The sequence below is a fragment of the Halomonas sp. QHL1 genome (assembly GCF_001882345.1).
Lineage (GTDB): Bacteria > Pseudomonadota > Gammaproteobacteria > Pseudomonadales > Halomonadaceae > Vreelandella.
In genome coordinates this window covers 2986934-3010942 of the sequence record NZ_MINL01000001.1, presented here as the reverse complement: position 1 = coordinate 3010942, position 24009 = coordinate 2986934, and the positions used below count along the sequence as shown (strand labels likewise).

General features: G+C 57.3%; 21 protein-coding genes and 4 tRNA genes. 13 read left to right on the top strand and 12 right to left on the bottom strand.

The genetic code is table 11. The features are described from left to right. Nucleotides 1–20: 20 nt before the first annotated feature. The 8 genes from nusG to QHL1GM_RS13760 form a co-directional block, all read right to left on the bottom strand. The gene (gene nusG, locus QHL1GM_RS13795) at nt 21–554 is read right to left on the bottom strand and encodes a transcription termination/antitermination protein NusG (protein WP_071694995.1); all 534 of its coding nucleotides are present in this window, start codon (nt 552–554) and stop codon (nt 21–23) included. Nucleotides 555–562: 8 nt separating this feature from the next. Beyond that, entirely contained in the window at nt 563–946 is a 384-nt protein-coding gene (gene secE, locus QHL1GM_RS13790) for a preprotein translocase subunit SecE (RefSeq protein ID WP_071694994.1), read from the bottom strand. Nucleotides 947–1019: 73 nt separating this feature from the next. Further along, nucleotides 1020–1095 (bottom strand) — tRNA-Trp (locus QHL1GM_RS13785). A gap of 194 nt (nt 1096–1289) precedes the next feature. After that, nucleotides 1290–1364, bottom strand: a tRNA-Thr gene (locus tag QHL1GM_RS13780). Nucleotides 1365–1377: 13 nt separating this feature from the next. After that, nucleotides 1378–1451 (bottom strand) — tRNA-Gly (locus tag QHL1GM_RS13775). A gap of 134 nt (nt 1452–1585) precedes the next feature. Continuing rightward, nucleotides 1586–1669 (bottom strand) — tRNA-Tyr (locus QHL1GM_RS13770). Nucleotides 1670–1820: 151 nt separating this feature from the next. Further along, nucleotides 1821–2660, bottom strand: a complete 840-nt coding sequence (locus tag QHL1GM_RS13765) for a type III pantothenate kinase (RefSeq protein WP_071694993.1) — start codon at nt 2658–2660, stop codon at nt 1821–1823. Beyond that, nucleotides 2657–3652, bottom strand: coding sequence for a biotin--[acetyl-CoA-carboxylase] ligase (locus tag QHL1GM_RS13760; RefSeq protein ID WP_071694992.1), 996 nt, complete (start codon nt 3650–3652; stop codon nt 2657–2659). Before QHL1GM_RS13760 ends, QHL1GM_RS13765 begins: the two co-directional genes overlap by 4 nt. A gap of 230 nt (nt 3653–3882) precedes the next feature. On the opposite strand from QHL1GM_RS13760, the gene typA reads away from it, so the two are divergent. From typA to QHL1GM_RS13730, 6 genes are all read left to right on the top strand, one after another. Then, complete coding sequence (typA, locus tag QHL1GM_RS13755; RefSeq protein ID WP_071694991.1) at nt 3883–5733, top strand: translational GTPase TypA; 1851 nt, start codon at nt 3883–3885, stop codon at nt 5731–5733. Between the two features lie 270 nt (nt 5734–6003). Next, the gene (locus QHL1GM_RS13750; protein WP_071694990.1) at nt 6004–7449 is read left to right on the top strand and encodes a sodium-dependent transporter; all 1446 of its coding nucleotides are present in this window, start codon (nt 6004–6006) and stop codon (nt 7447–7449) included. A gap of 49 nt (nt 7450–7498) precedes the next feature. Then, complete coding sequence (locus tag QHL1GM_RS13745) at nt 7499–8269, top strand: ABC transporter ATP-binding protein (protein ID WP_071694989.1); 771 nt, start codon at nt 7499–7501, stop codon at nt 8267–8269. A gap of 75 nt (nt 8270–8344) precedes the next feature. Beyond that, nucleotides 8345–9064 (top strand): ABC transporter ATP-binding protein, encoded by a 720-nt coding sequence (locus tag QHL1GM_RS13740; protein WP_022520879.1) that lies wholly within the window; start codon nt 8345–8347, stop codon nt 9062–9064. A 16-nt stretch (nt 9065–9080) separates the two neighbouring features. After that, nucleotides 9081–10085, top strand: a complete 1005-nt coding sequence (locus QHL1GM_RS13735) for a branched-chain amino acid ABC transporter permease (protein ID WP_071694988.1) — start codon at nt 9081–9083, stop codon at nt 10083–10085. After that, nucleotides 10085–11410 (top strand): branched-chain amino acid ABC transporter permease, encoded by a 1326-nt coding sequence (locus QHL1GM_RS13730; RefSeq protein WP_071694987.1) that lies wholly within the window; start codon nt 10085–10087, stop codon nt 11408–11410. Before QHL1GM_RS13735 ends, QHL1GM_RS13730 begins: the two co-directional genes overlap by 1 nt. Nucleotides 11411–11487: 77 nt before the next feature. Here QHL1GM_RS13730 and QHL1GM_RS13725 read toward each other — a convergent pair whose 3' ends face one another. The 3 genes from QHL1GM_RS13725 to QHL1GM_RS13715 form a co-directional block, all read right to left on the bottom strand. After that, on the bottom strand, nt 11488–12696 hold the full coding sequence (locus tag QHL1GM_RS13725) for an ABC transporter substrate-binding protein (RefSeq protein WP_071694986.1): 1209 nt from the start codon (nt 12694–12696) through the stop codon (nt 11488–11490). Nucleotides 12697–12839: 143 nt separating this feature from the next. Beyond that, nucleotides 12840–14393 carry a phospholipase D family protein gene (locus QHL1GM_RS13720; RefSeq protein ID WP_071694985.1) on the bottom strand — a complete coding sequence of 518 codons (1554 nt, stop codon included), beginning with the start codon at nt 14391–14393 and terminating at the stop codon, nt 12840–12842. Further along, nucleotides 14386–14622, bottom strand: coding sequence for a hypothetical protein (locus QHL1GM_RS13715; protein ID WP_071694984.1), 237 nt, complete (start codon nt 14620–14622; stop codon nt 14386–14388). Before QHL1GM_RS13715 ends, QHL1GM_RS13720 begins: the two co-directional genes overlap by 8 nt. 141 nt (nt 14623–14763) lie before the next feature. Here QHL1GM_RS13715 and QHL1GM_RS13710 point away from each other — a divergent pair, with 141 nt between their 5' ends. Beyond that, on the top strand, nt 14764–15567 hold the full coding sequence (locus tag QHL1GM_RS13710) for a TlpA disulfide reductase family protein (protein ID WP_071694983.1): 804 nt from the start codon (nt 14764–14766) through the stop codon (nt 15565–15567). A 113-nt stretch (nt 15568–15680) separates the two neighbouring features. Continuing rightward, the gene (gene rapA, locus QHL1GM_RS13705; RefSeq protein WP_071694982.1) at nt 15681–18626 is read left to right on the top strand and encodes an RNA polymerase-associated protein RapA; all 2946 of its coding nucleotides are present in this window, start codon (nt 15681–15683) and stop codon (nt 18624–18626) included. Nucleotides 18627–18779: 153 nt separating this feature from the next. Here the strand turns inward: rapA and QHL1GM_RS13700 are convergent, their stop codons facing one another. Next, nucleotides 18780–19682 (bottom strand): TIGR01777 family oxidoreductase, encoded by a 903-nt coding sequence (locus QHL1GM_RS13700; RefSeq protein ID WP_071694981.1) that lies wholly within the window; start codon nt 19680–19682, stop codon nt 18780–18782. Between the two features lie 147 nt (nt 19683–19829). Here QHL1GM_RS13700 and QHL1GM_RS19755 point away from each other — a divergent pair, with 147 nt between their 5' ends. From QHL1GM_RS19755 to QHL1GM_RS13680, 5 genes are all read left to right on the top strand, one after another. Further along, on the top strand, nt 19830–20417 hold the full coding sequence (locus QHL1GM_RS19755) for an NAD(P)/FAD-dependent oxidoreductase (RefSeq protein WP_254795316.1): 588 nt from the start codon (nt 19830–19832) through the stop codon (nt 20415–20417). A gap of 81 nt (nt 20418–20498) precedes the next feature. Then, nucleotides 20499–20888, top strand: a complete 390-nt coding sequence (locus QHL1GM_RS19750; RefSeq protein ID WP_254795315.1) for a hypothetical protein — start codon at nt 20499–20501, stop codon at nt 20886–20888. Between the two features lie 206 nt (nt 20889–21094). Then, nucleotides 21095–22015, top strand: coding sequence for a MerR family transcriptional regulator (locus tag QHL1GM_RS13690; RefSeq protein ID WP_175540426.1), 921 nt, complete (start codon nt 21095–21097; stop codon nt 22013–22015). Between the two features lie 83 nt (nt 22016–22098). Continuing rightward, nucleotides 22099–23511, top strand: a complete 1413-nt coding sequence (phrB, locus tag QHL1GM_RS13685; protein WP_071696006.1) for a deoxyribodipyrimidine photo-lyase — start codon at nt 22099–22101, stop codon at nt 23509–23511. A gap of 33 nt (nt 23512–23544) precedes the next feature. Beyond that, nucleotides 23545–23976, top strand: a complete 432-nt coding sequence (locus QHL1GM_RS13680; protein WP_071694980.1) for a nuclear transport factor 2 family protein — start codon at nt 23545–23547, stop codon at nt 23974–23976. Nucleotides 23977–24009: the final 33 nt, after the last annotated feature.

The window sequence follows — 24009 nt, the reverse complement described above, 5'->3', positions numbered from 1 at the left end:
CGTCTCACGCGAATCAAAACTTACTCTTTCTCAACCTGAGAGAACTCTAACTCAACAGGTGTAGAGCGCCCGAAGATCAGCACGCTGACATGCAGACGACTCTTTTCATAATTGACTTCTTCGACAACACCGTTGAAATCGGCAAACGGCCCGTCAACAACACGCACTGACTGCCCCGGCTCAAACATCGTTTTGGGCCGCGGCTTATCAGTGCCATCTTTAACGCGTAGCAAAATCGCATCCGCTTCGCGCGAAGTGATTGGCGCTGGCTTCTCTTTTGTTCCACCGATAAAGCCCATAACACGCGGCGTCTCGTTGACGAGGTGCCATGTCTCATCGGCCATTTCCATCTCGACCAATACGTAGCCAGGATAGAATTTGCGCTCGCTCTTGCGCCGCTTGCCGTCACGCATTTCGACGACTTCTTCGGTCGGCACCAGAATTTCGCCAAAGCGATCTTCCATACCATACATTTTCACACGCTCAACCAGTGAGCGCATGACATGCTTTTCAAAGCCGGAATAAGCGTGAACGACGTACCAACGTTTGGACATGAAAGCTCCTAACCAATGACGCCGGACATCGCCCAGCCAAGAAGAGTGTCGATCAACCACAGCATTAGCCCCACCACCAAAACGGCCACTAGCACAATGGCCGTGGTCTGAATGGTTTCGGCACGGGTCGGCCATACAACGCGCTGAATCTCTTTCTTGGCGCTTCTGGCAAGCTCTACTAAATCACGACCCTTGGTAGTGGTTAGCGCGATCAAACCCGCAATCACACACAACACCACTACGCCAAGCACGCGGTAGAGCAGGCCAGTATCGGCGAAATAGGTATTACCAACAACAGCAATGATAAGCAGCGCTACGACCGCCGCCCACTTGAGCCCGTCATGGCGCGTCTGTTGCACCTCGGCGCCATGTTTTACAGAACCAGGCTTCATAAAAACGAGACTCCTCAGGGTGCGGCGAACGATAAAAGAATTTTGGAAAAAGACATACCAACCTGGGGAAGGTTGGCAGGCCAGGAGGGAATCGAACCCCCAACCTGCGGTTTTGGAGACCGCTGCTCTGCCAATTGAGCTACTGGCCTGTATCGTCGTACTGATTTTTACAACAACTATCTACATCTATCGATAAGCGTCTTTTAAATCGCCTATACAACAGCGGGCGCCATGGTAGCGGAGAAAACCACTCCTGACAACCCCTCCTTTACGCTTAGGCATGCTAAACCCCACCTAAACGCAGAGACAAAAAAAGCGAGCTTCGCTCGCTTTATCTGCAATATGGAGCTCATGGACGGAATTGAACCGTCGACCTCACCCTTACCAAGGGTGTGCTCTACCCCTGAGCTACATGAGCCAAACACATCAACTGGAGCGGGCGGCGGGAATCGAACCCGCACCATCAGCTTGGAAGGCTGAGGTTCTACCGTTGAACTACGCCCGCAGAACCTGTCTTGAATGACAATCCGCTACGCGCCGCCTCATAGCTTTTACCTTATACCAAGCTATAAATCGTAGACAATGCCCGCTACCGGCTTTTCATTCAGCCGCATCGATTAAATCGCTGCAGCTTAATTCTGGTGGAGAGAGAAGGATTCGAACCTTCGAAGCTTTCGCGGCAGATTTACAGTCTGCTCCCTTTGGCCACTCGGGAATCTCTCCAACGTGGCGGCATATTATGCCAGCCTTCAAAAATGTGTCAAGCCTGATAATCGTTATAGCTATTAAAAGCTTAGCTTATCAACACTCTTAACATCTGCACTTTCAACATCGCGAGACGCTTATGTCTCGCCTTCGAACGCGCTGCATTCTGTCAAAGCAGCATGGAGAATGCAAGACCCGCGCGAATCTTTTCTAGCGCCACAGGCTCTGGCACCCGCGGCGCGCCCGACATTTTGCCCGCACGTTCGGCGAAGGTCATCGGAAAGCACGCCTCCAGACCGCCGTAGACCATATCCGGCCACACCGCGTGAGGCACCTGCACGCCTCTTGAGACAACCCGTGCATCCCCGCCTGTTAATAGCATCGGCAGCGCCACACCCTCTTGGTCGCACACTTCGCTATAGATGCGATTAATAGCGCTAACAGCGGCCATGTAGATACCGTGATTGACCGCGTCAACGGTGCGCCGACCAGGCTCTAGCAGCTCATCGGCCTCACTTTCAGGGTCGATGGCCACATTGCGGGTGCCAAGCTTCAAACTCTCTTTCATCAGGCGAAGACCGGGGATAATAAAGCCACCAAGGTGCTGGCCGCCTGGCAGCACAAAATCGATAGTGATCGCGCTGCCGCAATCTACTGCACAGCAACCGCCCGCCAACTGATAGCCCGCCAGCGCCCCCATCCAACGATCAACGCCTAAACGTCCCGGCTCTTCGTAGCCGTTAACCACCCCCAGCGCCTCCTGGGTAGAGTGAGCTACGTGTACATGCCGCACCCTTCGGCGCAACAAAGCGACCGTCTCCTCGAGCACTGCCGCCCTGGCGACGCTGGATATACGCACCGCCTCGACCACATCAAGATCGGGAATATCGGCCCCCGGGCGCCACTCCTCCCGAGTCCAAACCGCTCCACGGGAACGTATCTCGCTGCTCTCAGCATCCTTGAGACGCCATTTAGACAGCGTGTTGCCGATATCAAGATCCAGAATCATAAACGCCTGCGTACGCTAATCTCACCGCCGGCTAGGCGTCGCGAGTGACCATTTTCGGTAACCCATAGGTTACCACTCTCATCCACTTCCCCCGCGACGGCATCGCTGGTCTGTTGCCCTTGTATCACCCGAATAGGCAACCCTGCGTAGGCGTGGCGCTGATTCCAAGCATCCCGCCAGGCGCCAAACCCGTCCTGCTCAAAGTTAGCCAGCATAGCCAGCAGGCCTGCCAACACCTCGGAGGCCAGTTGATTGCGCGAGATATTCGGCAGCCGCTCAAAAAGCGCCGCCACGGGCTGGTCGATCGCTGCCCGCTGGGCGGCGGGCAGCCACAGATTCATGCCCATACCAATGACGACTTCGCAGGGGCCTGCCGCATCCCCGGTCACTTCAATAAGAATACCCGCCAGCTTGCCTAACTCGTCGCCTGGGTCATCACCCTGCTCGGAGAGCAGGATATCGTTAGGCCACTTAAGCTTCGGCGCCACGCCATGCTGCTCGAGCACTTGGGCAACGACGACGCCTACCGCCAAGCTCAAGCCTTCCAGCACCGCGATACCCGACTCGAAGCGCCAGCCCAGCGAGAGCATTAGGCTCTGCCCCCAGGGCGTCGACCAGACACGACCCCGGCGCCCACGCCCCGACGTCTGCAGCTCAGCAAGGCACACTTCGCCATGCCCGGCGCCCTGCTCAAAGCGTTGGCGCAGATACTCGTTGCTGGAGGGTAACTGATCTTCAACAAATAGGCGCGCAAGATGGTGGCGCGCCGGAGCGGGCAGCTGCTCAACGATTTTGGCGCCTTCCAAGGGCTCCAGGCGCTGCGACAGTTTATAGCCACGGCCTTTCACCGCGACTACCTCCACGCCTAGCGCTTCCAGTTTTTTTAACTGCTTCCACACCGCCGCACGAGAAATACCCAGCGCTTCACCCAGCTGCTCGCCAGAGTGAACCTCGCCATCGCTTAACAAACGCATCAGGTTGCCGATGGTCATGCTCCTGCCCCAGTGGGAAAAGCGCTAGTCTAGCGGATGGAGGTTCATGGCGAAAACATTCCTAGACCAAGGTTGATATGAGAGGCAGTAATATCAGCGAAGCCTTTGGCATGGTAGAATGGCTATTGGACGCAAGCCCAGAGCCAATATGGTCGGCAAATTGCCAGCCCTTGCGACCCGCATTTTCCGACCCGTGGACGAACGGGTGTTCACAAGAGTTCTCTCTCAGCATGCAAAACCAGCAAAACTCCAGCGCGGTTAATAACCTGCGCAACGTCGCGATCATAGCCCACGTTGACCATGGTAAAACCACACTGGTCGACAAACTCCTGAGCCAGTCCGGCACCCTTGACCGTAAAGCAGAAGGTCAAGAGCGCATCATGGACTCAAACGATCAGGAAAAAGAGCGTGGCATTACCATTTTGGCCAAGAACACGGCCATTCAATGGCAAGACAGCCAAGGTAACGGCTACCACATCAACATCGTGGATACGCCTGGGCACGCCGATTTCGGCGGCGAAGTTGAGCGCGTCATGTCAATGGTCGATTCGGTGCTACTGCTAGTAGACGCCGTTGATGGTCCGATGCCGCAAACCCGCTTTGTGACCCAAAAAGCATTCGCCCAAGGGCTGCGGCCGATCGTGGTGGTCAACAAAATTGACCGTCCGGGCGCACGCCCTGATTGGGTTATCGACCAGATTTTTGATCTGTTCGACAACCTGGGCGCGTCTGACGAACAGCTCGATTTCCCGATCATCTACTGCTCCGCCCTAAACGGCATTGCCGGTATGGATCCTGAAGAGCTCGCTGACAACATGGATCCCATGTTCCAGGCCATCGTCGATATCGTTGAGCCGCCGAAGGTTGAACTTGACGGCCCTTTCCAGATGCAGATCTCAGCACTGGATTACAACAGCTACGTAGGCGTTATCGGCCTGGGTCGCATCAAGCGTGGCGCGGTGAAACCGAACCAGCAGGTGTCGATCATCGGCGTTGATGGCAATGTGCGTAAGGGTAAAATCGGCCAGGTCATGACCCATATGGGCCTTGAGCGCGTGCAGACCAACGAAGCCACCGCGGGCGATATCGTCTGTGTTACTGGCATCGACGATCTGTCGATTTCGGATACGCTATGCGATCCGGCCAAGGTCGAGGCGCTGCCGCCGCTGTCCGTCGACGAGCCGACCGTTTCAATGACCTTCCAGGTCAACGATTCACCGTTCGCCGGTAAAGATGGCAAGTTTGTGACCAGCCGTAATATCAAGGATCGCCTTGATCAAGAGCTGATCCACAACGTAGCACTGCGCGTTGAACAGGGCGAAACCCCTGAGAAGTTCAAGGTTTCTGGCCGTGGCGAGCTGCACCTCTCAGTGCTGATCGAAACCATGCGTCGTGAAGGCTTTGAGCTGGCCGTAGGCCGCCCCGAAGTTATCATCAAAGAGATCGACGGTGAGAAGCAGGAGCCCTACGAAGAAGTCATCATCGACTGTGAAGAGCAGCACCAAGGCTCGATCATGGAAGAGCTGGGCTACCGTAAAGGCGAGATGACCAACATGCTGCCGGACGGTAAAGGGCGGGTTCGCCTGGACTTCATCATTCCTGCCCGTGGCTTGATCGGTTTCCGTGGCCAGTTTTTGACCCTGACCTCAGGCACCGGCATCCTGACCAGCCGTTTTGATCACTACGGCCCGCTGAAGCCTGAAGCCTCTATTGAGCGTCGTAACGGCGTACTGGTTTCAATGGTTGACGGTAAAGCCCTTGCCTACGCGCTATATGCGTTGCAAGAGCGCGGCAAGCTGATTATCGATCACGCCACGGAAGTCTACGAAGGCATGCTGATCGGTATTAACAACCGCGCTAACGACATGGTGGTTAACCCCACTAAAGGCAAGAAGCTCGACAACATGCGCTCCACCGGTAACGATGAGAACATCGTACTGACCCCGCCGGTTAAGTTCTCCCTGGAGCAGGCAATCGAGTTCCTCGACTCCGACGAGCTAGTCGAAGTCACGCCGGTGCATATCCGCCTGCGTAAAAAGCTGCTGAAAGAGACCGAGCGTAAGCGTTACAGCAAGAAGTAACCCGCTCCAAGCAGTGAGTACCCAAAAACCCGCGAAAGCGGGTTTTTTTATGCCTTCTCCCTTTTGCGCTAACATCAGCCCCCAGCGTAAACCCCTTGCCAAGATAGCGCCCTAAACGCAGCCTAAACGCTAATACGCTGGAAAGGCGCCGCGTTCTATCGCACAGTAACGCTAAATTCAGCGCGTCCAAGGCACGCTGACATCGTTATATTCATACAGGTGTTTGGATATCACCCCATCCTGACCCCCAAATACGGACACTCTATACCCATGAGCGGTCAAAACGTCTGGACGCATAAAGGTACCTTTCTTCTCGCCGCCGTTGGCTCCGCCGTCGGCCTAGGCAATCTGTGGCGCTTCCCCTACCTCACCGGTGAAAACGGTGGCGGTGCCTTTATATTGGTCTACGCGCTGACGATCTTCGCCGTCGGCATCCCGATTCTGATTGCCGAGATCATGCTGGGTCGCAATAGCCGCCAGAGCCCGATTATGGGCATGCGGCACCTGACCAAAACCCACGGTACCTCACGGGCCTGGGAAACCATCGGCTGGCTAGGCGCCGCCTCGGCGTTTTTGATTTTAAGCTTCTATTCGGTGATTGCCGGCTGGGCGATTCACTACACTTGGCTGATGCTGACCGGCTCACTGGTCGGAGCCGATGCGCAGACCATTAGCGATGGCTTTGATGCGCTGCTGGCCGCTCCTGGCTTAATGACGCTCTATCACACCCTTTTCATTGCCGCGTCCGCGCTGATTGTGGGTATGGGAATTCATAAAGGCATCGAATCAGGCCTGCGCATTATGATGCCCGCGCTGTTTGTGATTCTGCTGGTGGTGCTGGCATACGGCGTGGTGAATGGCGATATAGGCGCCGCCGCCAGCTTCCTGTTCACGTTTAATATCGCCGACCTCAGCCTTGAGGGATGGCTGCAGGCCATGGGGCAGTCATTCTTCACCCTTAGCTTGGGGATGGGTGCAATTATGGCCTACGGCGCCTATATGCCCAGCGATGTGTCGCTGACCCGCACCGCCTTTGCCGTCGCTATTGTCGATACCGCCGTGGCGATGGTCGCTGGCTTGGCCATTTTTGCTTTGGTATTTGGCGCTGGTTTGGAAACCGGACAAGGCCCTGGGCTGATGTTTGTCACCCTACCGCTGGCGTTTGCCGAGATGCCGTTTGGCGCTTTGGTCGGCGGGGTGTTCTTTATCCTGGTGCTCGGCGCCGCTATCAGCTCCTCTATTTCGCTGATCGAACCTGTCGCCGCCTTCCTGGTGGAGCGCTTTGACATGACCCGGCCACAAGCGGTCACGATCATGGTCATCGCCGCCTGGGCAATGGGTTTGCTGACCGTGGTTAGCTTCAACATTTGGGCCGAGGGGACGATATTCCATAGCCTGTTTGGGCGCAGTGCGTTTGAGTTTATCGAGCTACTTACCAATATCTTTATGCCGGTGGGCGGTCTGCTGATAGCCCTGTTTGCCGGCTGGGCGCTAACCCAGAGTGAAGTGATGAAAGAACTGGGCAGCAGCGTCACCTGGTTTAAGCTATGGCGTTTTCTAGTGCGCTTTGTGGCGCCTGCTGCGGTGTCCTTTGTGTTTTTACGCACCATTCCTCAGGTGGATGGCTATTTGATCCCCACCCTCGGTGCGCTGCTCATGATTGGGGCCTTTGCAACCAGCCAGCGTTGGCTAAAAAAACCACGACAAACAACTTAATAACAGTGCGCAGGCGGCTTTTTAGCCGCCTGTATCGCGTGGAGACACCATGAACCCTCTTATTGATGTACAGCGAGTCAACAAAGCGTTCGGCGGCCTGCAGGTAATTAACGACTGCTCCATTCAAGTGGAGAAGGGTTCCATTACCGGCATGATTGGCCCCAACGGCGCGGGTAAATCTACTCTGTTTAACCTCATTGCCGGTGCCTTGACCCCCGACAGTGGCCACGTCCTGCTCGATGGTGAAGACATTACCTCGCTTAGCGCCGACCAGCGCTTTCATCGCGGCTTACTGCGCACCTTTCAGATCGCCCACGAGTTCAGCCAGATGAGCGCGCTGGAAAATTTGATGATGGTGCCGCCCAAACAAGCCGGTGAAGACCTCTTCAGCGCCTGGCTAAAGCCTGGCAAGGTGCAGCGGGAAGAAGCTGAGGTGCGCCGCCGTGCCCTGGAAGTCATCGATTTCGTTGGCCTACACCACGTGCGCAACGAGCTGGCCGGTAACTTATCGGGTGGGCAGAAGAAGCTGCTTGAGCTTGGGCGCACCATGATGACCAATGCCAAGGTGGTGCTCCTTGATGAGATCGCTGCCGGGGTGAATCGCACCCTGCTGGGCGACTTGATCGGCAATATTGAGCGGCTCAACCGCGAAATGGGTTACACCTTCCTGGTCATTGAGCACGATATGGAGATGATTGCCCGCCTTTGTGACCCGGTTATCGTGCTGGCTCAAGGCAGCGTAATGGTGGAGGGGCATATCAACGATATCCAGAATAATCCTGAGGTCATTGAGGCCTACTTCGGTACCGATGCCGCTTAAGCGTGACGGTTTCTCCCATTAGCCAATTAATATAATGACGTCGCTGCTAAGCGACCTTGCTGGAATACTTTGCTTATGTCATCAACAACCAGGCCATTAATCGACGCACGGGATGTGCACGGCGGCTATGGCGGCATGAATATCCTTAACGGGGTAAACATGACGCTGGAGGCCGATGAGGTCGGGGTTATCGTCGGTCCTAACGGGGCGGGCAAATCCACCATGCTGAAAGCCGTCTTTGGCCTGCTGCATGTTAATCAGGGCGAGATACTGCTTAACGGCCAGCCAATCCAAAACCTGCCACCTAACCAGCTGGTGCAGCGCGGCATGGGCTTCGTACCCCAGGAGAAGAACGTTTTCCCCAGCCTTTCGGTGCAGGAAAACCTGGAGATGGGCGCCTTTTTAAAGCCGCAAAACGTCAAGCGCATGCTCGCGCAGATCTATGAGTTTTTCCCACCGCTGTACGAAAAGCGCCGCCAGCCTGCCGGTGAGCTTTCTGGTGGACAGCGCCAAATGGTCGCCATGGGGCGCGCCTTGATGGCCGAGCCGAGCCTGCTGTTGCTGGACGAACCCACCGCGGGGCTGTCGCCGCTGTATATGAATGAGATTTTCGACCGCGTCAAACAGATCAACGCCGCTGGCGTGGGTATTTTGATGGTGGAACAGAACGCCAAACAGGCACTCGCGATAGCCGATAAAGGCTTTGTGCTGGCCGCTGGCCAAAACCGCTTTACCGACACTGGGGCCGCACTGCTCGCCGACCCCGATGTCGCCAAAAGCTTTTTGGGCGGCTAGCCCCAGGGAGATACACGTGAACGAACTGGTTTTTTTCATCAATAATGTGGTGATTTCGGGCAGCGTCAGCGGCTCCATTTATGCCATCGGAGCCATTGGGGTAACGCTGATTTTCAGCATTATGCGCTTTGCCCACTTCGCCCACGCCGACATGATGACCTTCGGCGCCTTTATGGTGCTGCTGCTCACCACGGCCTTCCCGGCGGCTGGCGCCAGCCTGGGCGTACCCACCGCCGTGCTAATGCTGCCGCTGGCGATGCTGCTGACCGCCGCCTTGGCCGTGGGCATCGACAAGACCTTCTATAAACCGCTACGTGCCCATGGGGTCAAACCGATTGTGCTGGTGATTGGCTCGCTGGGGGTCACGCTGATTCTGCAGGGCTTGATTCGGCTCTTTTCGGGCACCGGCGGGCAGAGTTTATATGTCGATGACCGCAAAGAGATCTTCCGCCTGGCCCTGCCCTTCGAGGGTGCCCGGGCTCCGATTGTGGTTACCGAGCCGCAGATTTATCTATTTGTGATTACCATCGTTGCCGTCGTCGCACTACACCTTTTCCTTAACCGTTCGCGGTTAGGCAAGGCAATGCGCGCCATGTCGGATAACCCTGAACTCGCCCAGGCATCGGGTATTAATACCAATACCATTGTGGCTGTGACCTGGATAATCGCCGGGGCGCTGGCCGCTATTGCCGGAACGCTGCTCTCCCTGGATGTCACCTTTAAACCCGATTTAAGCTTCTTCCTGCTGCTGCCTATTTTCGCCGCCGCCATTGTGGGGGGTGTTGGCCACCCTTACGGCGCCATTGCGGGGGGCTTTGTGGTCGGCTTTGCCGAAACCCTGGCGGTGTTTAACTGGAACGTGCTGCTGCGCCCCTTCCGCGACAGCTTGCCCACTTGGCTGGAGCTACCGTCGAACCTGGCCTTTGTGGGTACCGAGTATAAAATTGTGGTGCCGTTTTTCATTCTGGTAGCCATTCTGGTGTGGCGTCCCACCGGACTCTTTAAGGGCAAGGTGATCTAATGAGCAACTCAGAAAAAACGCGCAACCCTGCCTACACCCCCCAAGAGGCCGCGCCTAGACGTCGCTTTCCGCTGCGCGAGCTAATTCTGTTTGGTGTGCTGCTCGTGGCTATTTTAGCGGTTTACGCCATTATGGGCGCCGCCTACAGCACGCGCATGCTGGTGGAAGCCGCCTGCTACGCCATTCTGGCGCTGGGGTTAACGATTCAATGGGGCTACGCGGGACAGTTCAACGCCGGGGTCATGGGCTTTGTCGCTCTGGGTGGCTTCTGTGCAATGTTCTTCAGCGTACCGGTCAACGATGCTTTCTGGGGCACGGCGCTACCCGGAGAATTTGGCCGCGTATTGCTGTATGGCGCTGCCGCCATACTGCTGATCGTTGGCGCCAGCAAGCTGGATCGACTGGGCGTACCCAAGCCCCTGCGTACGTTTATCGCGGTGGTGTTGGGTCTCGTGCTTTACCTTGTGGTGATTAGCCAACTGCGCGAAGTCACTGATGCGATTGAAAACCAGGCAGGCTTTGTCGGTGGGCTTGGCTTACCGCCTTGGATCGGCTGGATTGTCGGTGGCGCCTTGGCGGGTGGCGTTGGCTATTTTATTGGCCATATCTGTCTGGGTTTACGCAGCGACTATCTGGCCATTGCCACGCTGGGCATTGCCGAAATCATCAAAGCGTTTCTGAAAAACTCTGACTGGCTTACCCGCGGCACCGCCACGGTTTCCCCACTCCCCTGGCCCACACCGGGGCCTGCCGAATTAGGCTTCACGATCTCCCGGGCCATCTATCTTTCTTTTACCGCGGTGATCATTGCGGTGATCTTCTTTCTGCTCAATCGCGCCTACAACGCCCCATGGGGACGCATGATCCGGGCGATTCGCGATAACGAAGTTTCCGCTGCGGCCATGGGCAAGGATATCAATAAGCGGCGGCTGGAAATCTTCGTGCTGGGCTGCATTCTGATGGGCTTAGGCGGCGGCATACTGGGCACTTTCAACAGCCTCTTCGACCCTCAAGGCTACCTGCCGCTTAACCATACCTTCCTGGTGTTGGTAATGGTGATACTTGGCGGGCCGGGCAATAACCTGGGCACCATTTTTGGCGCGGTGGCGGTCTATATCATCTGGATTATGTCGGAGCCCCTGGCGCTGTTCTTAATGCAGTTAGCGGTGTCCTTTGGCGAAGGCGCTTTCGGTTGGGATGCGCCCGGCAATATGGATAGCCGCGCCCTGCAGGCCCGGGTACTGGTGATTGGCCTGCTGATCACCATGGTGCTGCGCTTCGCGCCCAAAGGGCTGCTACCCGAGAAGATCAAAAGCCACAGCTGATCCTCTCACCTGCTGACCCAAAAAAAAATGCCCGGCTGGTAACAGCCGGGCATTTGTTTTAAAGCTTAGCGTGAAGTTTAAAGATCAACCTGACCTTTGCCGGTAAAGGTGCCGTCTTCTACAACCATTTCTACTACCACGCCAGGCACGTCGCCGTTTTCATCAAACTCATGCGAACCAGAGGCGCCTTCGTAGTTGATATCGGTGCCTGCGGCAATCAACTCAACCGCTTTTTCCCACTCGCCGGGCAGAATGACCTCGCCAGGGGCGCTGGAAACACTGCGCAGCGCTTCGGAAAGGCCTTCACGCTCAGCGTTGCCGTTCTGCTCAATCGCCAACGCAATCAGGAAAGCGGCGTCGTAGGCTTGGGCGGCAAATACCGCACTCGGGTCTAAATCAGCGGCTTCGGCGGCTTCGATAAAGATATCGGTGCCGGGCAGATCAGGGCTGCCGGGGCGCGTGGCGATCATACCGTCCAAGATATCAGCGCCAATAGCCTCGATCAGGCTATCGCCGACCATGCCGTCAGCACCTACGTACTGGGTAAACATCCCGCTTTCATAGGCTTGACGCAACACCGTTTGACCGGAGGTGTCGGCGTAGGCCAATACGACGAGGGTATCAACGCCACTGACTGATAATGAGCCTAGCTCAGAGCGATAATCAGCGCGGTTATCTTCATGGGCGAGGTTTTCGGCAATCTCACCACCGCCCGCTTCAAAAGCGGTGCTAAAGGCGTCTGAAAGCCCTTGACCATAATCGTTGTTGACGTAGGTGACCGCTACCGCATCGATGCCTTTTTCCAGCAGCAGCTTAGCCAGCATTTCTCCCTGGAAGGCATCGGACGGCACCGTACGGAAGACTAGATCGTTGTCGTCGAGCTCTGTCACTGCAGGCGCAGTAGAAGCGGGTGATACCATCAGCACACCACCGGGAATGGCGGCGTTGTTAGCTGCGGCAATCGTCGCACCGGTACACAGCGCACCGACAATCGCGGTGACATTTTCAGAGTTCACCATACGGTCGGCGGCGTTAGAGGCAGCCGATGCATCGGAACAGGTGGTATCACCAGACGGCATTACCAGCGTTTGGCCATCAAGAATGCCACCCTGCTCATTGATCTGCTCTACGGCTAGCTGCGCCCCGGCAAAAATCGGTGGCGTTAAACTTTCGATTCCCCCGGTAAAGCCGCCCAAGAAGCCAACTTTGACCTCTGCCTGTGCGAATCCAGTCATTGCCAGGGTTGAGGCCGCCACAGCGGTGGCTAATGCGCGCTTATTGATCATGTTATTTGTCGCTCCCAGTATCTTAAGAGATTGTTTAATTTTTTAGGTTGCCTTAGCGGTCAATCGTTAAGGCTGCTATTAATCTGGAACTGGAACGGCAAAAACACAAGCATCGGTTTCTAACGCTAGTTTGCAAAAAGGCACTATAACCAGCGATCAAGCTTAAGCGTATGGCTTAACCAGGCGTTGAAATGGCGCCAAAAGCTCCCGGGCTCAGTGGTTAAAACTTCCATTTCTCCATCGCGCTCTAGGTGCCAGTTCAGCTCACCCTCTGGGGTAAGTTCGATGCGGTAACTCAGCGCAGGCTCTTGCCCTACGGCCACCAGTTCGTTAAATGCCTGCATCAGCGACTCGCTGCGCGCCAGCACGCCAATTTCGGTATTCCAGTAGATCGACCGCGGGTCAGCGTTAAACGAACCCACGAACAGCTGATCGTCAAAGCTTAACGCCTTGATATGTAGCGCTGAAGCCGAAGCGCCAGGCACACGCATGTCTTCATCAGGGCCCGCTTCCTGCTCGGGTCGCAGCTCATAAAGGGTGATACCGTGGGCTAGCAGCGTTCCACGCCAGGGCGCGTAGGCGCCGTGCACTACGGCAGCGTCTGTCGACTCCAGTGAGTTGGTAATAATCTCGACAGCGATACCCTGGTCGGCAAGGTCCGTTAGGTTTTGCACGCCTTGCTCGGTGGGTACAAAGTAAGCAGAAATAATCACTAGCCGCTGGTTAAGCTCGGTGGCATCGGTTAACTCACCTAGCAGGGTATCTCGCCACTCAGGCGTACCAGACGCCAGCTTGCCGGGGGCATCCCACATCGCCAGCCCTTCGCCCCAATGCAGGGTTTCCCAGGGCGGCGCGCTGCGCGGCTGACGGCGCAACTGGGTAAAGTATTCCGAGTCGGCATTATCATCCAGCCAATCTTCCAGCTCCGTTTCGAGCGTTTGCCAAGCGTTATCGGCGACTTGATGATAGCGCTCAATTGGCTGCGCCAAGCCGTGGTTCCAATACAGATCAAAACTGCGCGAAAGCGCCGGCACGACATCGCCAATGGTCGCGAAGTCCAAATCCGCAAAATTGCGGGCGTCGTTGGCATCGAAATATTCATCGCCCAGGTTACGCCCGCCCACAATAGCGACGCTGTTATCAGCTACCCACAGTTTGTTATGCATGCGCCGGTGCTGCTGAGCGGGGTTGACCACAGAGGCCAAGATCCGCGTGAACATATGCCCACGCCCCACCGGGAGCGGATTATAAACCCGCACGTGGATATTCGGGTGGCTCGCCAGTGCGGCTAAGCGATCACCTTGACCAATAGCGCCGATATCATCGACCAGCAGGCGCACCCGGACGCCCTCCTCAGCGGCATCCATCAGCTGCGAAAGAATTAGCCGTGTGGTCTGGCCTTCGCCTAGTAAGTAGGTTTGAATATTCAACTCACGCTGGGCTTGGCGAATCAATCCCACCCGAGCAGCGAATGCTTCCTGCCCATTGGCTAGCAGCGCAAAACCATCGGGGTCTCCATCGGGGTCTGGCTGTTCCGCTAACGCCTGATAGGCCTGCTCACCCAGCCAGGTAGTGCGTGCATCATCTAAGGCTAGCGTAGTGTGGTGTTCACGCGTCACCGCGTGGGTGCATCCCGCCAATAGGCTGCACAGTACCACTAAGCTCAGCCATTGCGCCCAACGACAAGGGTTAGCCATTGTCATTGTCATCAAGGCGTTCGGCCCAGCGCTTGCGGGCTAGATTGCGTCGATAGAGACGTACCAGCGCAATCGTTAACGCGGTGACCAGCATGGCGGCCAACACCACGCCCTGCCAGGGGCGTGCTGCGTTTCCCATGACGGTCTCCAGGGTAATAATCAGCATTAAGCCAATCGCTTGGGAGCCGATCGCTAGCGCGCGCAGCTTATCGAAAGCGGGTGGGGGCATAACGTCTCCGTAATTTTCAGCTCGCATGATATGGTCTCCAGTGTACCCGCTTCACAGTATGCTTAACGGAAAACCTGAATTAAAAACCGTAGTTGAGAACCTAAGTTAAAAATTTGAATTAAAAACCTGAACTGGAAACCCATGAACGCCATTGCTCTCGGCCCGCTACTGATTTCGCTACCACGCCTTTACGCCGTTGGCTGCGCGCTGCTGCTACTGCTCTGCGCGCGCTTTTTATTAGGGCTGCCACGCCCGACTCAACAGCGCTGGTTTACCGGGCTTATTATTGTTTGGTTAGTTGGCGCTCGGGTGGGGCATATTCTACTCAACATGGAGAGCTATAGCGCCGCCCCGCTTGAAGCGCTCAAGGTTTGGCAGCCCGGCTACCACGGCCTATGGGGAATGGCCGCAGGCTTGGTATGGTCGGCCTGGACACTGCGGGCGCGGTTATTGGCGATGGGCGGTGCAATGGCAATGCTAGTCGCCGCCTCCAGCCTGTGGCTGGTGCTGGTCACCCTGGCGCCCCTGGGCAATGACTTTGCGGTTGACGCCTTACCGGAGGTCACCCTTGAAGATGTGGAAGGCATTGAAGTGCATCTGCCGTCGCTAACCGAAGATGCTGACCTGATTATCGTCAATTTATGGGCCACCTGGTGCCCGCCCTGCCTACGTGAAATGCCGCTGCTTGAGGAGGCTGCCCAGCGCGATGGCGTGAGCGTGGTGGTCGCCAACCAGGGGGAAGACTTACTTCCCATGGTGCGCTACTTGGATGAGCAGCAGCTTGAGTTTCGCTACGCCCTGCGTGACCCCAGCCAGCAGCTGATGGCGCTTTTTCAAGCGCCGGGATTGCCCACCACCGTGCTGTTTGACGGCCAGGGCAACACCCTGGATGTCCACGTTGGCGAGCTTACCCGCGCCCATCTGGACCGCTGGTTAAAAGATTGATGCCGATACACCTTAATCCCCCCGCTGCTTTGCGTTAGAATCCCCCGCCCTGTTGCCGCCGGTGCTCCCCTCCGGCGGCAGACGACCCGTTTAGCAGACTCCTCCGAGGCATCATGAGCGATTTTTCTCCCGGCCAACGCTGGATTAGCGACGGTGAAGCTGAGCTTGGGCTCGGCACCGTGCTTAACTGCGACGCCCGTAGCGTTACCATTTTGTTCAGTGCCAGTCAGGAAACCCGTACCTACAACACCCGCCAGGCCCCGCTCACCCGCGTTATGTTCGGCAGCGGCGACCGCGTACTCTCCGCCGATGGCTGGCAGATCGTTGTCGATGACAGCAAAGAGTCCAACGGCCTGCTCACCTATATCGGTGAAGACAAGGAAGGCAATCTTCGCGAGCTTCCCGAGGCCAAACTCGCCGATACCATGCAGTTCGATCAGGCCCGCGACCGTCTGCTGACCGGCCAAGTCGACCGCAACGACTGGTTTGATTTGCGCTTTCGCACCCTGCACCACTATCAGCGTATCGAGCAGCACAGCGCGCTGGGCTTTTCCGGGCCGCGCATCGACCTGATTCCTCACCAGCTCTACATTGCCAACGAAGTCGCCAACCGCCATGCGCCCCGCGTACTGCTGGCGGACGAAGTGGGCCTGGGTAAAACCATCGAGGCTGGCCTGATTCTGCACCGCCTGCTGCTCAACGGCCGCGTTGAGCGCGCGCTGATTCTGGTGCCCGATAGCCTCACGCATCAGTGGCTGGTCGAGCTGCTGCGACGCTTCTCGCTTAACGTCACGCTGTTAGATGAAACCCAAAGCCAGGCTCACGGCAGCTACAACCCTTTTGAGAGCGCGCAGCTGGTGTTAGCGAGCCAGGGTTGGCTATTTGCCAACCCCCAGCGTCAGGAGCAGGCGCTGGCCAGTCAGTTCGACCTGCTGATTGTTGACGAAGCGCACCACCTCGACTGGAGTGAAGAAGGCAGCGGCCCCGGCTATCGGTGCGTTGAACAGCTTTCGGCGGTGATTCCCGGCCTGCTGCTGCTCACTGCGACCCCCGAACAGATGGGCATCAAGAGCCACTTTGCCCGCCTGCGGTTGCTGGACAGCGAGCGCTACCACGATCTTGAGCGCTTCAAGGCCGAAGAGAGCCACTACACCGAAGTGGCCCGCGCCATTGATGCTCTGGAGGCGCTACCTGACGACCCTAGCGCCCGTGCCCACGTCTCTGCGGTAGCCGATGACCGCGACAGCCAGGCGCTGCTGGCTATCCTGTGCAACCCGGAGGCCAGCAAAGCGCAGCAGGACGCCGCTCGCGCCCAGTTAAGTGAAGCGCTGCTAGATCGCCACGGCACCGGTCGAGTAATGTTCCGCAACAGTCGCCGCCACGTAGGCGGCTTCCCAGAGCGGCGTCTCAATTTAGCGCCGTTGGCGCTGCCTTCGGCCTACCGCCGGATGGTGCGCCGTCTAGAGCGCGACGATGATTATCTTGACGAGCTGCTGATCGAGACCGGCATGGATCACCCTGATGTGCTGATCTACCCCGACGCGGCCTACCGCGAACTCAGCAATGACCCGCTCAATAGCGAAGACTGGTGGCACATCGACCCGCGGGTTAACTGGCTGCTGGAAAAGCTTAGCGACGACAGCGAGAGCGGCTTCGCCAACGAAAAAGTCCTGGTCATTGCCCACCACCGGGAAACCGCCGAAGGCCTTGCTGAAGGGCTACGGGTGCTGGGCGGCTACCACGCGCCGGTGTTCCACGAAGACCTCTCCCTGATAGAGCGTGACCGCGCGGCGGCGGCGTTTGCCGATGAGGATGAGGGCGTTCAGGTGCTGGTGTGCTCGGAAATTGGCTCAGAGGGGCGCAACTTCCAGTTCTGCCGCCACCTGGTCATGTTCGATATGCCCCAGCACCCGGATCAGTTGGAGCAGCGCATCGGCCGCCTGGATCGCATCGGTCAACTCCACGCCATTGAGCTGCATATTCCCACCTTCGAAGGCAGCCCCGGCGAGCGCCTGCTGCGCTGGTACCACGAAGGTATGGATGCGTTCAGTGCCCCCCATGGGGTCGGCAACGAGCTGTTTGATGCCTTTGGCGACGCCCTGGCTGATGCCCTGCTGGATGATGAGGCACTTGACGAGATCATCGCCGAAACCCGTACGATGTTTAGCGCCAAGCTGGCGGAGCACGATGCGGGCCGTAACCGGCTGCTAGAGCTCAACGCCTGCCGCCCCGCCCGCGCTCAGCAGGTCATCGACGGCGTACGCGAGCTTGATGATGACGCAGCCCTACCGCGCTACCTTGAGCGGGCGCTGGATATTTTCGGCGTGGAGAGCCAGGAGATCGGCAAAGGCCTGATGCACCTGCAGCCCAGCCAACATATGCTGGATGGTCTGCCGGGCCTGGTTAAAGGTGAAGAGGGCTTTACCGCCACCTACAGCCGCGCCCAGGCGTTGGCCCGTGACGATGTGCAGCGGCTCTCCTGGGAGCACCCACTACTGCGGGAAATGATGGGCCGCGTGCTGGATGGCACCATGGGCAACTCGGCGCTCGCCCTGCTGCGCCACGACGCCATTCCCAGCGGCCGATTGATGGCCGAGCTGGTGTTCCGCACCCACTGCCCGGCGCCCAAGAAACTGCACCTTAACCGCTTCCTGCCGCCCACTGCGGTGCGCTTGCTGCTGGATGAATCAGGCGCCAATCTGACCAGCAAAATCTCCTTCACCGGGTTAGGTAAAAACCTACAGAAGGTTAACAAGTCGCTGGCACGGGATTTGATCAAGAGCCGTCACGACCAACTGCGTGAACTGCTAACACAGGGTGAAGGCGAAGCCGAGCGCCAGCTGCCCAGCATCGTCGAGAACGCCGAAGCGCGCATGCGCGCCCAGCTGGACGCCGAAATTGCCCGCTTAACGGCACTTGCCGAGCACAACCCGGCGGTGCGCAGTGCGGAAATCGACGCGCTAAAAGATGAGCGCAAGGCACTCAGCGAAGCCATTGAAAACACCCGCCTGCGGCTGGACTCAGTGCGGGTGATTATCACCGTTGATGCCGACCGCTAGTCGTTAAAGTAAACGCACAATGCAAACGGCACAGCGGCGGCGATAGGGTAAAGCGGGGGTCTTTCGCCATGGATGGCGGAAGTAGCGCCCACGGACGGGTTTACAGCGCCCCCGCGGCACCCTAACGCCGCAGCTAACTGGGGTCGCCAATCGCTAAAGGATCGCCTCAAGCGCCTTGTCCAAGGTTGGATACTGAAAAGTAAATCCAGCCGCCTCAAGGCGCGCGGGGCGCATATCCGCCCCGGTGAGCAGTAGCCGCGACATTTCTCCAAAGCCCGCCTTCAATACAAAGGCGGGTACTGGGAAAATGGCCGGGCGATTGAGGTGACTAGCCAGGGTTTTAGTAAAGGTGGCATTGGTCACCGGGTGCGGGGCGCTGCCATTGAAGGCGCCGCTCAAGCCCTCTTGATCAATGAGAAACAGGATCGCCGCGACTAAATCGTCGCGGTGAATCCACGGCATAAACTGCTCACCGCTACCAAAACGGCCACCTAACCCCATCTTAAACGGCGGCAGCATTTTCTGAAGACTACCGCCGCCCGCCTCTAACACCAGCCCCGTTCGCACAATCGCCAACCGCACGCCCATGGCCTCAATGGGTCGGGCGGCTGCCTCCCACTGTTTGCACAGCCGATGGGCAAACTCATCGTTGGGCATTGTTTCCTCGGTTACCACGCGCTTGCCCTGATCGCCGTAGTAGCCCATCGCTGAACCCGACACCATCACCTTTGGCAGCGGCTGGCCGTTGGCCTTCAGCTGTGCGCAGAGCGCCACCAGTTGCTGGGTTGCCGCCACACGGGAATTAATCAGCTTGGCTTTCTGCTCCTCGCTCCAGCGCTTGGCGGCAATCGGCTCACCGGCCAGGTTAACCAAGGCGTCCGGCGGTGACTCAATAAACGCCTGGGCACTATCGCGAATATCGCAACTGTTCGGCAATTGATCTCGCACTTGGTGGGGTGAGCGGGAAACCACCTGCACCTCGTGGCCTTGTTCGACTAACTGTCGGCATAGACGCTGGCCGACAAAGCCACTGCCTCCGGTCACTAGTACGCGCATGGAATTACTCCTATTGAGTGGCATTGTTAGGTGTCAGTTTTGCGAGATACATTAATCGACAACTAAATTGTACGATATTTATACACAACTGCTACCATGCGCTTCCACAACGATTAATTCGACCTCTTTTACAAGTTGCGAGTGCTCATGGCCAAACCGCTACCGCCGCTTACTACCCATCACTCAGTCGCTATTATAGGCGCAGGCATCGCAGGACTTGCCTGTGGGCAGGTACTGGCCAGCAGCGGCGCCAGCGTCACCCTATTTGATAAAGCCCGCGGCCCCGGTGGGCGCATGTCGAGTAAACGCAGACCCAGCGCGACGCTTGATTTAGGCGCCCAGGCGTTTAGCGTGCGCGACGCAGATTTTCAACGCGCCGTCGATGAGTGGCTCGCCGCTGGCTGCATAGCCACTTGGCCGACCCGTACCTATCAGGCTAGTTCAAGCGGCTGGCAGGCGCACAATGATGGCCAAAAGCGCTACACCGGTGCGCCCAGAATGAGTGCCTTGACGCGCTATATGGCCGATTCGCTAACGGCCCAGCCCAATGCCGAGCTGCATACCGATACGCCCATCGCCAAGCTCACCCCCGCGCCCAACGGCTGGCTTTTAGTAGATGCTGGCGGGGCTCGCCACGGGCCCTACGACCATGTGGTTATTAGCGCGCCGCCTCCCCAGGCCCATGCGCTGATCGAACCATGGGACGACACTCTGGCAGCGGCGTGTTTAACCTGAGAACAGTGGGCCTGTTGGGCAGGATGGGCAATTTTTGACGGGCCGTTTCCTGCCGTATCCGGTGTTGACCCGGATTGGCAGATGGCGCGCCTCGCGCATCCAGCCCTTAACATAGTATCCCGCAATCAAACCAAACCAGGTCGCGACACACAGCCGGAAAGCGTTAGCCTTTTGGCACAGCTCGAGTGGAGCGAAGCCCATTTAGAGCAGCCTGCCGAGTGGGTGGCAGAACAACTACTCACCGCCCTGAAAAGTATTTTTCCATCTTCCGCCACGCTCCCCCGGCTGATTGAAACGGGCGCTCATCGCTGGCGCTATGCGCAGCCCTCAACCCCTTGCGAATATGATTACTTATACAGTGCCAACGGCTTGGCCCTATGCGGCGACAGCTTCCGTGACGGTCGTATTGAGGATGCCTGGCTATCCGGACACCATTTAGGAGAAGCACTAGTAGGCCGGTCGGTCCAATAAGCACGGGGCTTAAATGATTAAGAAGGATTCCTATAAAGGTTGTACCGGGTAGCGACAAGTTGTACAAATGGGCATACAGTATCGTGCTAATGTTTAGTTTTTAAATCAGGCCATCTTTAAATGGAATATGAATCACCTTCGCCGCGGCGAACAATGACAAGTCCATGCAGCGCCGCGCTGCAGTTACCGACGAGGTACTGGCGCCCATGAGTCTGAAGGCGACCCACCCACCCGATACGCCACTCTATCCGATACGCGAGGTTTCTCGCTTAACAGGGGTGAATTCGGTCACGCTACGCGCCTGGGAACGACGCTACGGGCTAATTCGCCCCCAGCGCACGCCGAAAGGCCATCGTCTTTACGCTCAGGATGACATCACCCGCATCGAACGCATCCTGCAGTGGCTCAATCGTGGTGTGCCGGTCAGTCAAGTCGCCGACTTGCTTGACCAGCCAGAAACAATTGAAGCCCCGACACCCGATGCCGGTGACTGGGCGAGCCAACGCCTGCAGCTGCAAGCCATCATCGAAGCGTTGGATCTTCCCAAGCTGGAAGCGTTTTATCACCAGAGTTTGGCGCTCTACCCGCTGAGCGTTGCCATTAATGAGCTATGGCAACCGGTTATCTTGACCTTAGAGGCCAAGTGGGCCGTTCAAGCGGATCAGTTGGTTCGCCGCACTCTGGAAGCGTTCCTGCGCAGCCAGGTCGGCATCCGTTTGCACTATGCCAACCAGGCCACGCGTGGCCCGCTGATTCTGCTCAACGCCATGCCCGATGATCCCGGCCCGCTGTGGGTACTGATGGCGGCGCTGATGGCCAGTGAACAGGGCTACCGAGTGCAAATGCTTGACCACTCACTGCCGCTGGAGGATCTCCCCCAGGCAGTGGCGCGGTTGCACTCATCCATGGTGCTGCTCTCTAGCGGCCAGCGGGAGAGCGATAGCTATATTAACCAAGCGCTGCCTAAAGCAGCCGAGGCGCTTAACGTGCCCATCGGCGTATGCGGCGAAGTGGCTCGTTTGCGCGAAAACGATTTGCGCGATGGACCGGTACACATGCTGGGCGATGACCTACCTCAGGCGATTGCCCGCTTGCGCCCACTATTACGCGAGTCTGGCGTACTCTAACCAGCGCGCTTTTATCCTGGCCGTTCGCCCTCCGGTGACCGGCCATTTTTTTGTGCCGCAGGAGCCCCATGACAGATAAGTCTATGAAACGTCAGTTGGTTTGGCTGCGCAGCGACCTGCGCATTGACGACAACAGCGCCCTCGCCGCCGCTGCGGCTAAGGGCCCTGTGATAGCGGTGTTTCTGCGCAGCATTCCCCAGTGGCAAGCCCATGGCCACGGCGCTAATAAGCTGGATTTTTGGGCGCGGGGTGTTGCTGCCGTCAAAACAGCGCTCAACGGTTTGAATATTCCGCTGCTGCATCGCGATATTGAACGCTATGACCAGGCCCCCGAGGCGCTGCTCAAGATCGCTCGCGAATATGATGTTGAGCAGTTGCACTTCAATTACGAGTACGCGCTCAATGAGCGCCGCCGCGACCACGCTGTGCAAGACACCTTTAAACAGGCCGGTATTACCGCCCATGGCTACCACGACGCTGTAGCCTTTGCCCCCGGCAGCCTGCTAACCGGCAAAGGCGACTACTACGGGGTATTTACGCCGTTCTCCAAGGCATGGCACAAACAGGTCAGCGCTGACCAGTTGGCGCTGCGCGCGACGCCACCGGTACAAGCGGCGCTGGATATCCAAAGCGACTCGCTGCCTGAACTACCCAAGCTTGATAGCTTCCCTATTGATGGGCAGCTATGGCCTGCCGGTGAAAATGCCGCGGCGGATAACTTGGCGCGCTTTCTGCGCTTTCGTGGTCGACACTATAACGCCCAGCGCGACCTACCTAAGGTTCGCGGCACCAGCGAACTATCGCCCTACCTGGCGCTCGGCATGATCTCCCATCGTCAGTGTTTACAAGCAGTGATGGCTGAGAATGGCGGGGATTTAGCCGATGGCGATATCGGCCTTACGACCTGGGTCAACGAGCTGGTCTGGCGGGAATTTTATCAGCACGTAGCGGTGGGTTTTCCTCAAGTGTGTCGCTACCAACCCTTTCAAGAACACACTAAACAGTTAGCGTGGCGCGACGATGACGAAGGCTTTCAAGCTTGGTGTGAGGGTCGAACGGGCTACCCCATTGTTGATGCTGCCATGCGACAGTTAGTGACGACCGGGTGGATGCATAACCGGCTGCGCATGATCACGGCAATGTTTTTAAGTAAGCACCTGCTGATTGATTGGCGCCGCGGCGAAGCCTTTTTTATGCGCCACCTAGTTGACGGCGAATTCTGCGCCAACAACGGCGGCTGGCAGTGGGCAGCCTCAACGGGTACCGATGCCGCCCCTTACTTTCGCATTTTTAACCCCACCACCCAATCCACTCGTTTTGACGCTGAAGGTGAGTTTATTGCCCTCTGGCTGCCTGAGCTGGCCAAATTGCCCGCTAAAGCGCGCCATGCGCCGCAGCAAGATCTACTCACCGATGTCGACTACCCTGCGCCTATTGTCGACCACAAAGCGGCACGCCAGCGCGCCTTAGAGGCGTTTAAATCGCTATCTAAATAAACCTGTTGCTAGCAACTGCTAAAGGAAACCGTCATGGCTGAGCCTGCGGCGTTAGAGGCGTTCTGCGCCTTTTTCAATAAACTAGACAATACCTGTACAGAAAAACTATACGAGGTATATACTGATGATATTGTTTTTAGCGATCCGCTGCATAAGATCGAAGGCCGCGAAGCGTTACAGCGCTATTTTTCAACCATGTATGAAAATGTTGAGCAGTGCCATTTCCGTTATCACGCTCGGCAGTTACAGGGTCAGCAAGCGTTCGTTACCTGGACCATGACGTTTATCCATCCGCGCTTGGCAGGTGGCAAACCTATAGAGGTTGAAGGCTGTAGTGCGCTTACTTTTGCTGATGACGGGCGCGTTCAGCGCCATCGCGATTACTTTGATGCGGGCGCCATGCTCTACGAGCAGTTGCCGCTGATGGGCAGCGCCATTCGCTGGTTAAAAAAACGCCTCGCCTAGGTTTTAACACCCTGGTTTGAACATCATGGTTTT

Bases quoted from the DNA above. Each gene is read 5' to 3' on its own strand.
- QHL1GM_RS13730 (WP_071694987.1), top strand. From the start codon at position 10,085: ATGAGCAACTCAGAAAAAACGCGCAACCCTGCCTACACCCCCCAAGAG.
- QHL1GM_RS13715 (WP_071694984.1), bottom strand. From the start codon at position 14,622: ATGCCCCCACCCGCTTTCGATAAGCTGCGCGCGCTAGCGATCGGCTCC.
- typA (WP_071694991.1), top strand. From the start codon at position 3,883: ATGCAAAACCAGCAAAACTCCAGCGCGGTTAATAACCTGCGCAACGTC.
- QHL1GM_RS19755 (WP_254795316.1), top strand. From the start codon at position 19,830: ATGGCCAAACCGCTACCGCCGCTTACTACCCATCACTCAGTCGCTATT.
- nusG (WP_071694995.1), bottom strand. From the start codon at position 554: ATGTCCAAACGTTGGTACGTCGTTCACGCTTATTCCGGCTTTGAAAAG.
- QHL1GM_RS13720 (WP_071694985.1), bottom strand. From the start codon at position 14,393: ATGGCTAACCCTTGTCGTTGGGCGCAATGGCTGAGCTTAGTGGTACTG.
- QHL1GM_RS13765 (WP_071694993.1), bottom strand. From the start codon at position 2,660: ATGATTCTGGATCTTGATATCGGCAACACGCTGTCTAAATGGCGTCTC.
- QHL1GM_RS13725 (WP_071694986.1), bottom strand. From the start codon at position 12,696: ATGATCAATAAGCGCGCATTAGCCACCGCTGTGGCGGCCTCAACCCTG.
- QHL1GM_RS13690 (WP_175540426.1), top strand. From the start codon at position 21,095: ATGAGTCTGAAGGCGACCCACCCACCCGATACGCCACTCTATCCGATA.
- secE (WP_071694994.1), bottom strand. From the start codon at position 946: ATGAAGCCTGGTTCTGTAAAACATGGCGCCGAGGTGCAACAGACGCGC.
- QHL1GM_RS13680 (WP_071694980.1), top strand. From the start codon at position 23,545: ATGGCTGAGCCTGCGGCGTTAGAGGCGTTCTGCGCCTTTTTCAATAAA.
- QHL1GM_RS13700 (WP_071694981.1), bottom strand. From the start codon at position 19,682: ATGCGCGTACTAGTGACCGGAGGCAGTGGCTTTGTCGGCCAGCGTCTA.
- QHL1GM_RS19750 (WP_254795315.1), top strand. From the start codon at position 20,499: ATGGCGCGCCTCGCGCATCCAGCCCTTAACATAGTATCCCGCAATCAA.
- QHL1GM_RS13750 (WP_071694990.1), top strand. From the start codon at position 6,004: ATGAGCGGTCAAAACGTCTGGACGCATAAAGGTACCTTTCTTCTCGCC.
- QHL1GM_RS13740 (WP_022520879.1), top strand. From the start codon at position 8,345: ATGTCATCAACAACCAGGCCATTAATCGACGCACGGGATGTGCACGGC.
- QHL1GM_RS13710 (WP_071694983.1), top strand. From the start codon at position 14,764: ATGAACGCCATTGCTCTCGGCCCGCTACTGATTTCGCTACCACGCCTT.
- QHL1GM_RS13745 (WP_071694989.1), top strand. From the start codon at position 7,499: ATGAACCCTCTTATTGATGTACAGCGAGTCAACAAAGCGTTCGGCGGC.
- phrB (WP_071696006.1), top strand. From the start codon at position 22,099: ATGAAACGTCAGTTGGTTTGGCTGCGCAGCGACCTGCGCATTGACGAC.
- QHL1GM_RS13760 (WP_071694992.1), bottom strand. From the start codon at position 3,652: ATGACCATCGGCAACCTGATGCGTTTGTTAAGCGATGGCGAGGTTCAC.
- rapA (WP_071694982.1), top strand. From the start codon at position 15,681: ATGAGCGATTTTTCTCCCGGCCAACGCTGGATTAGCGACGGTGAAGCT.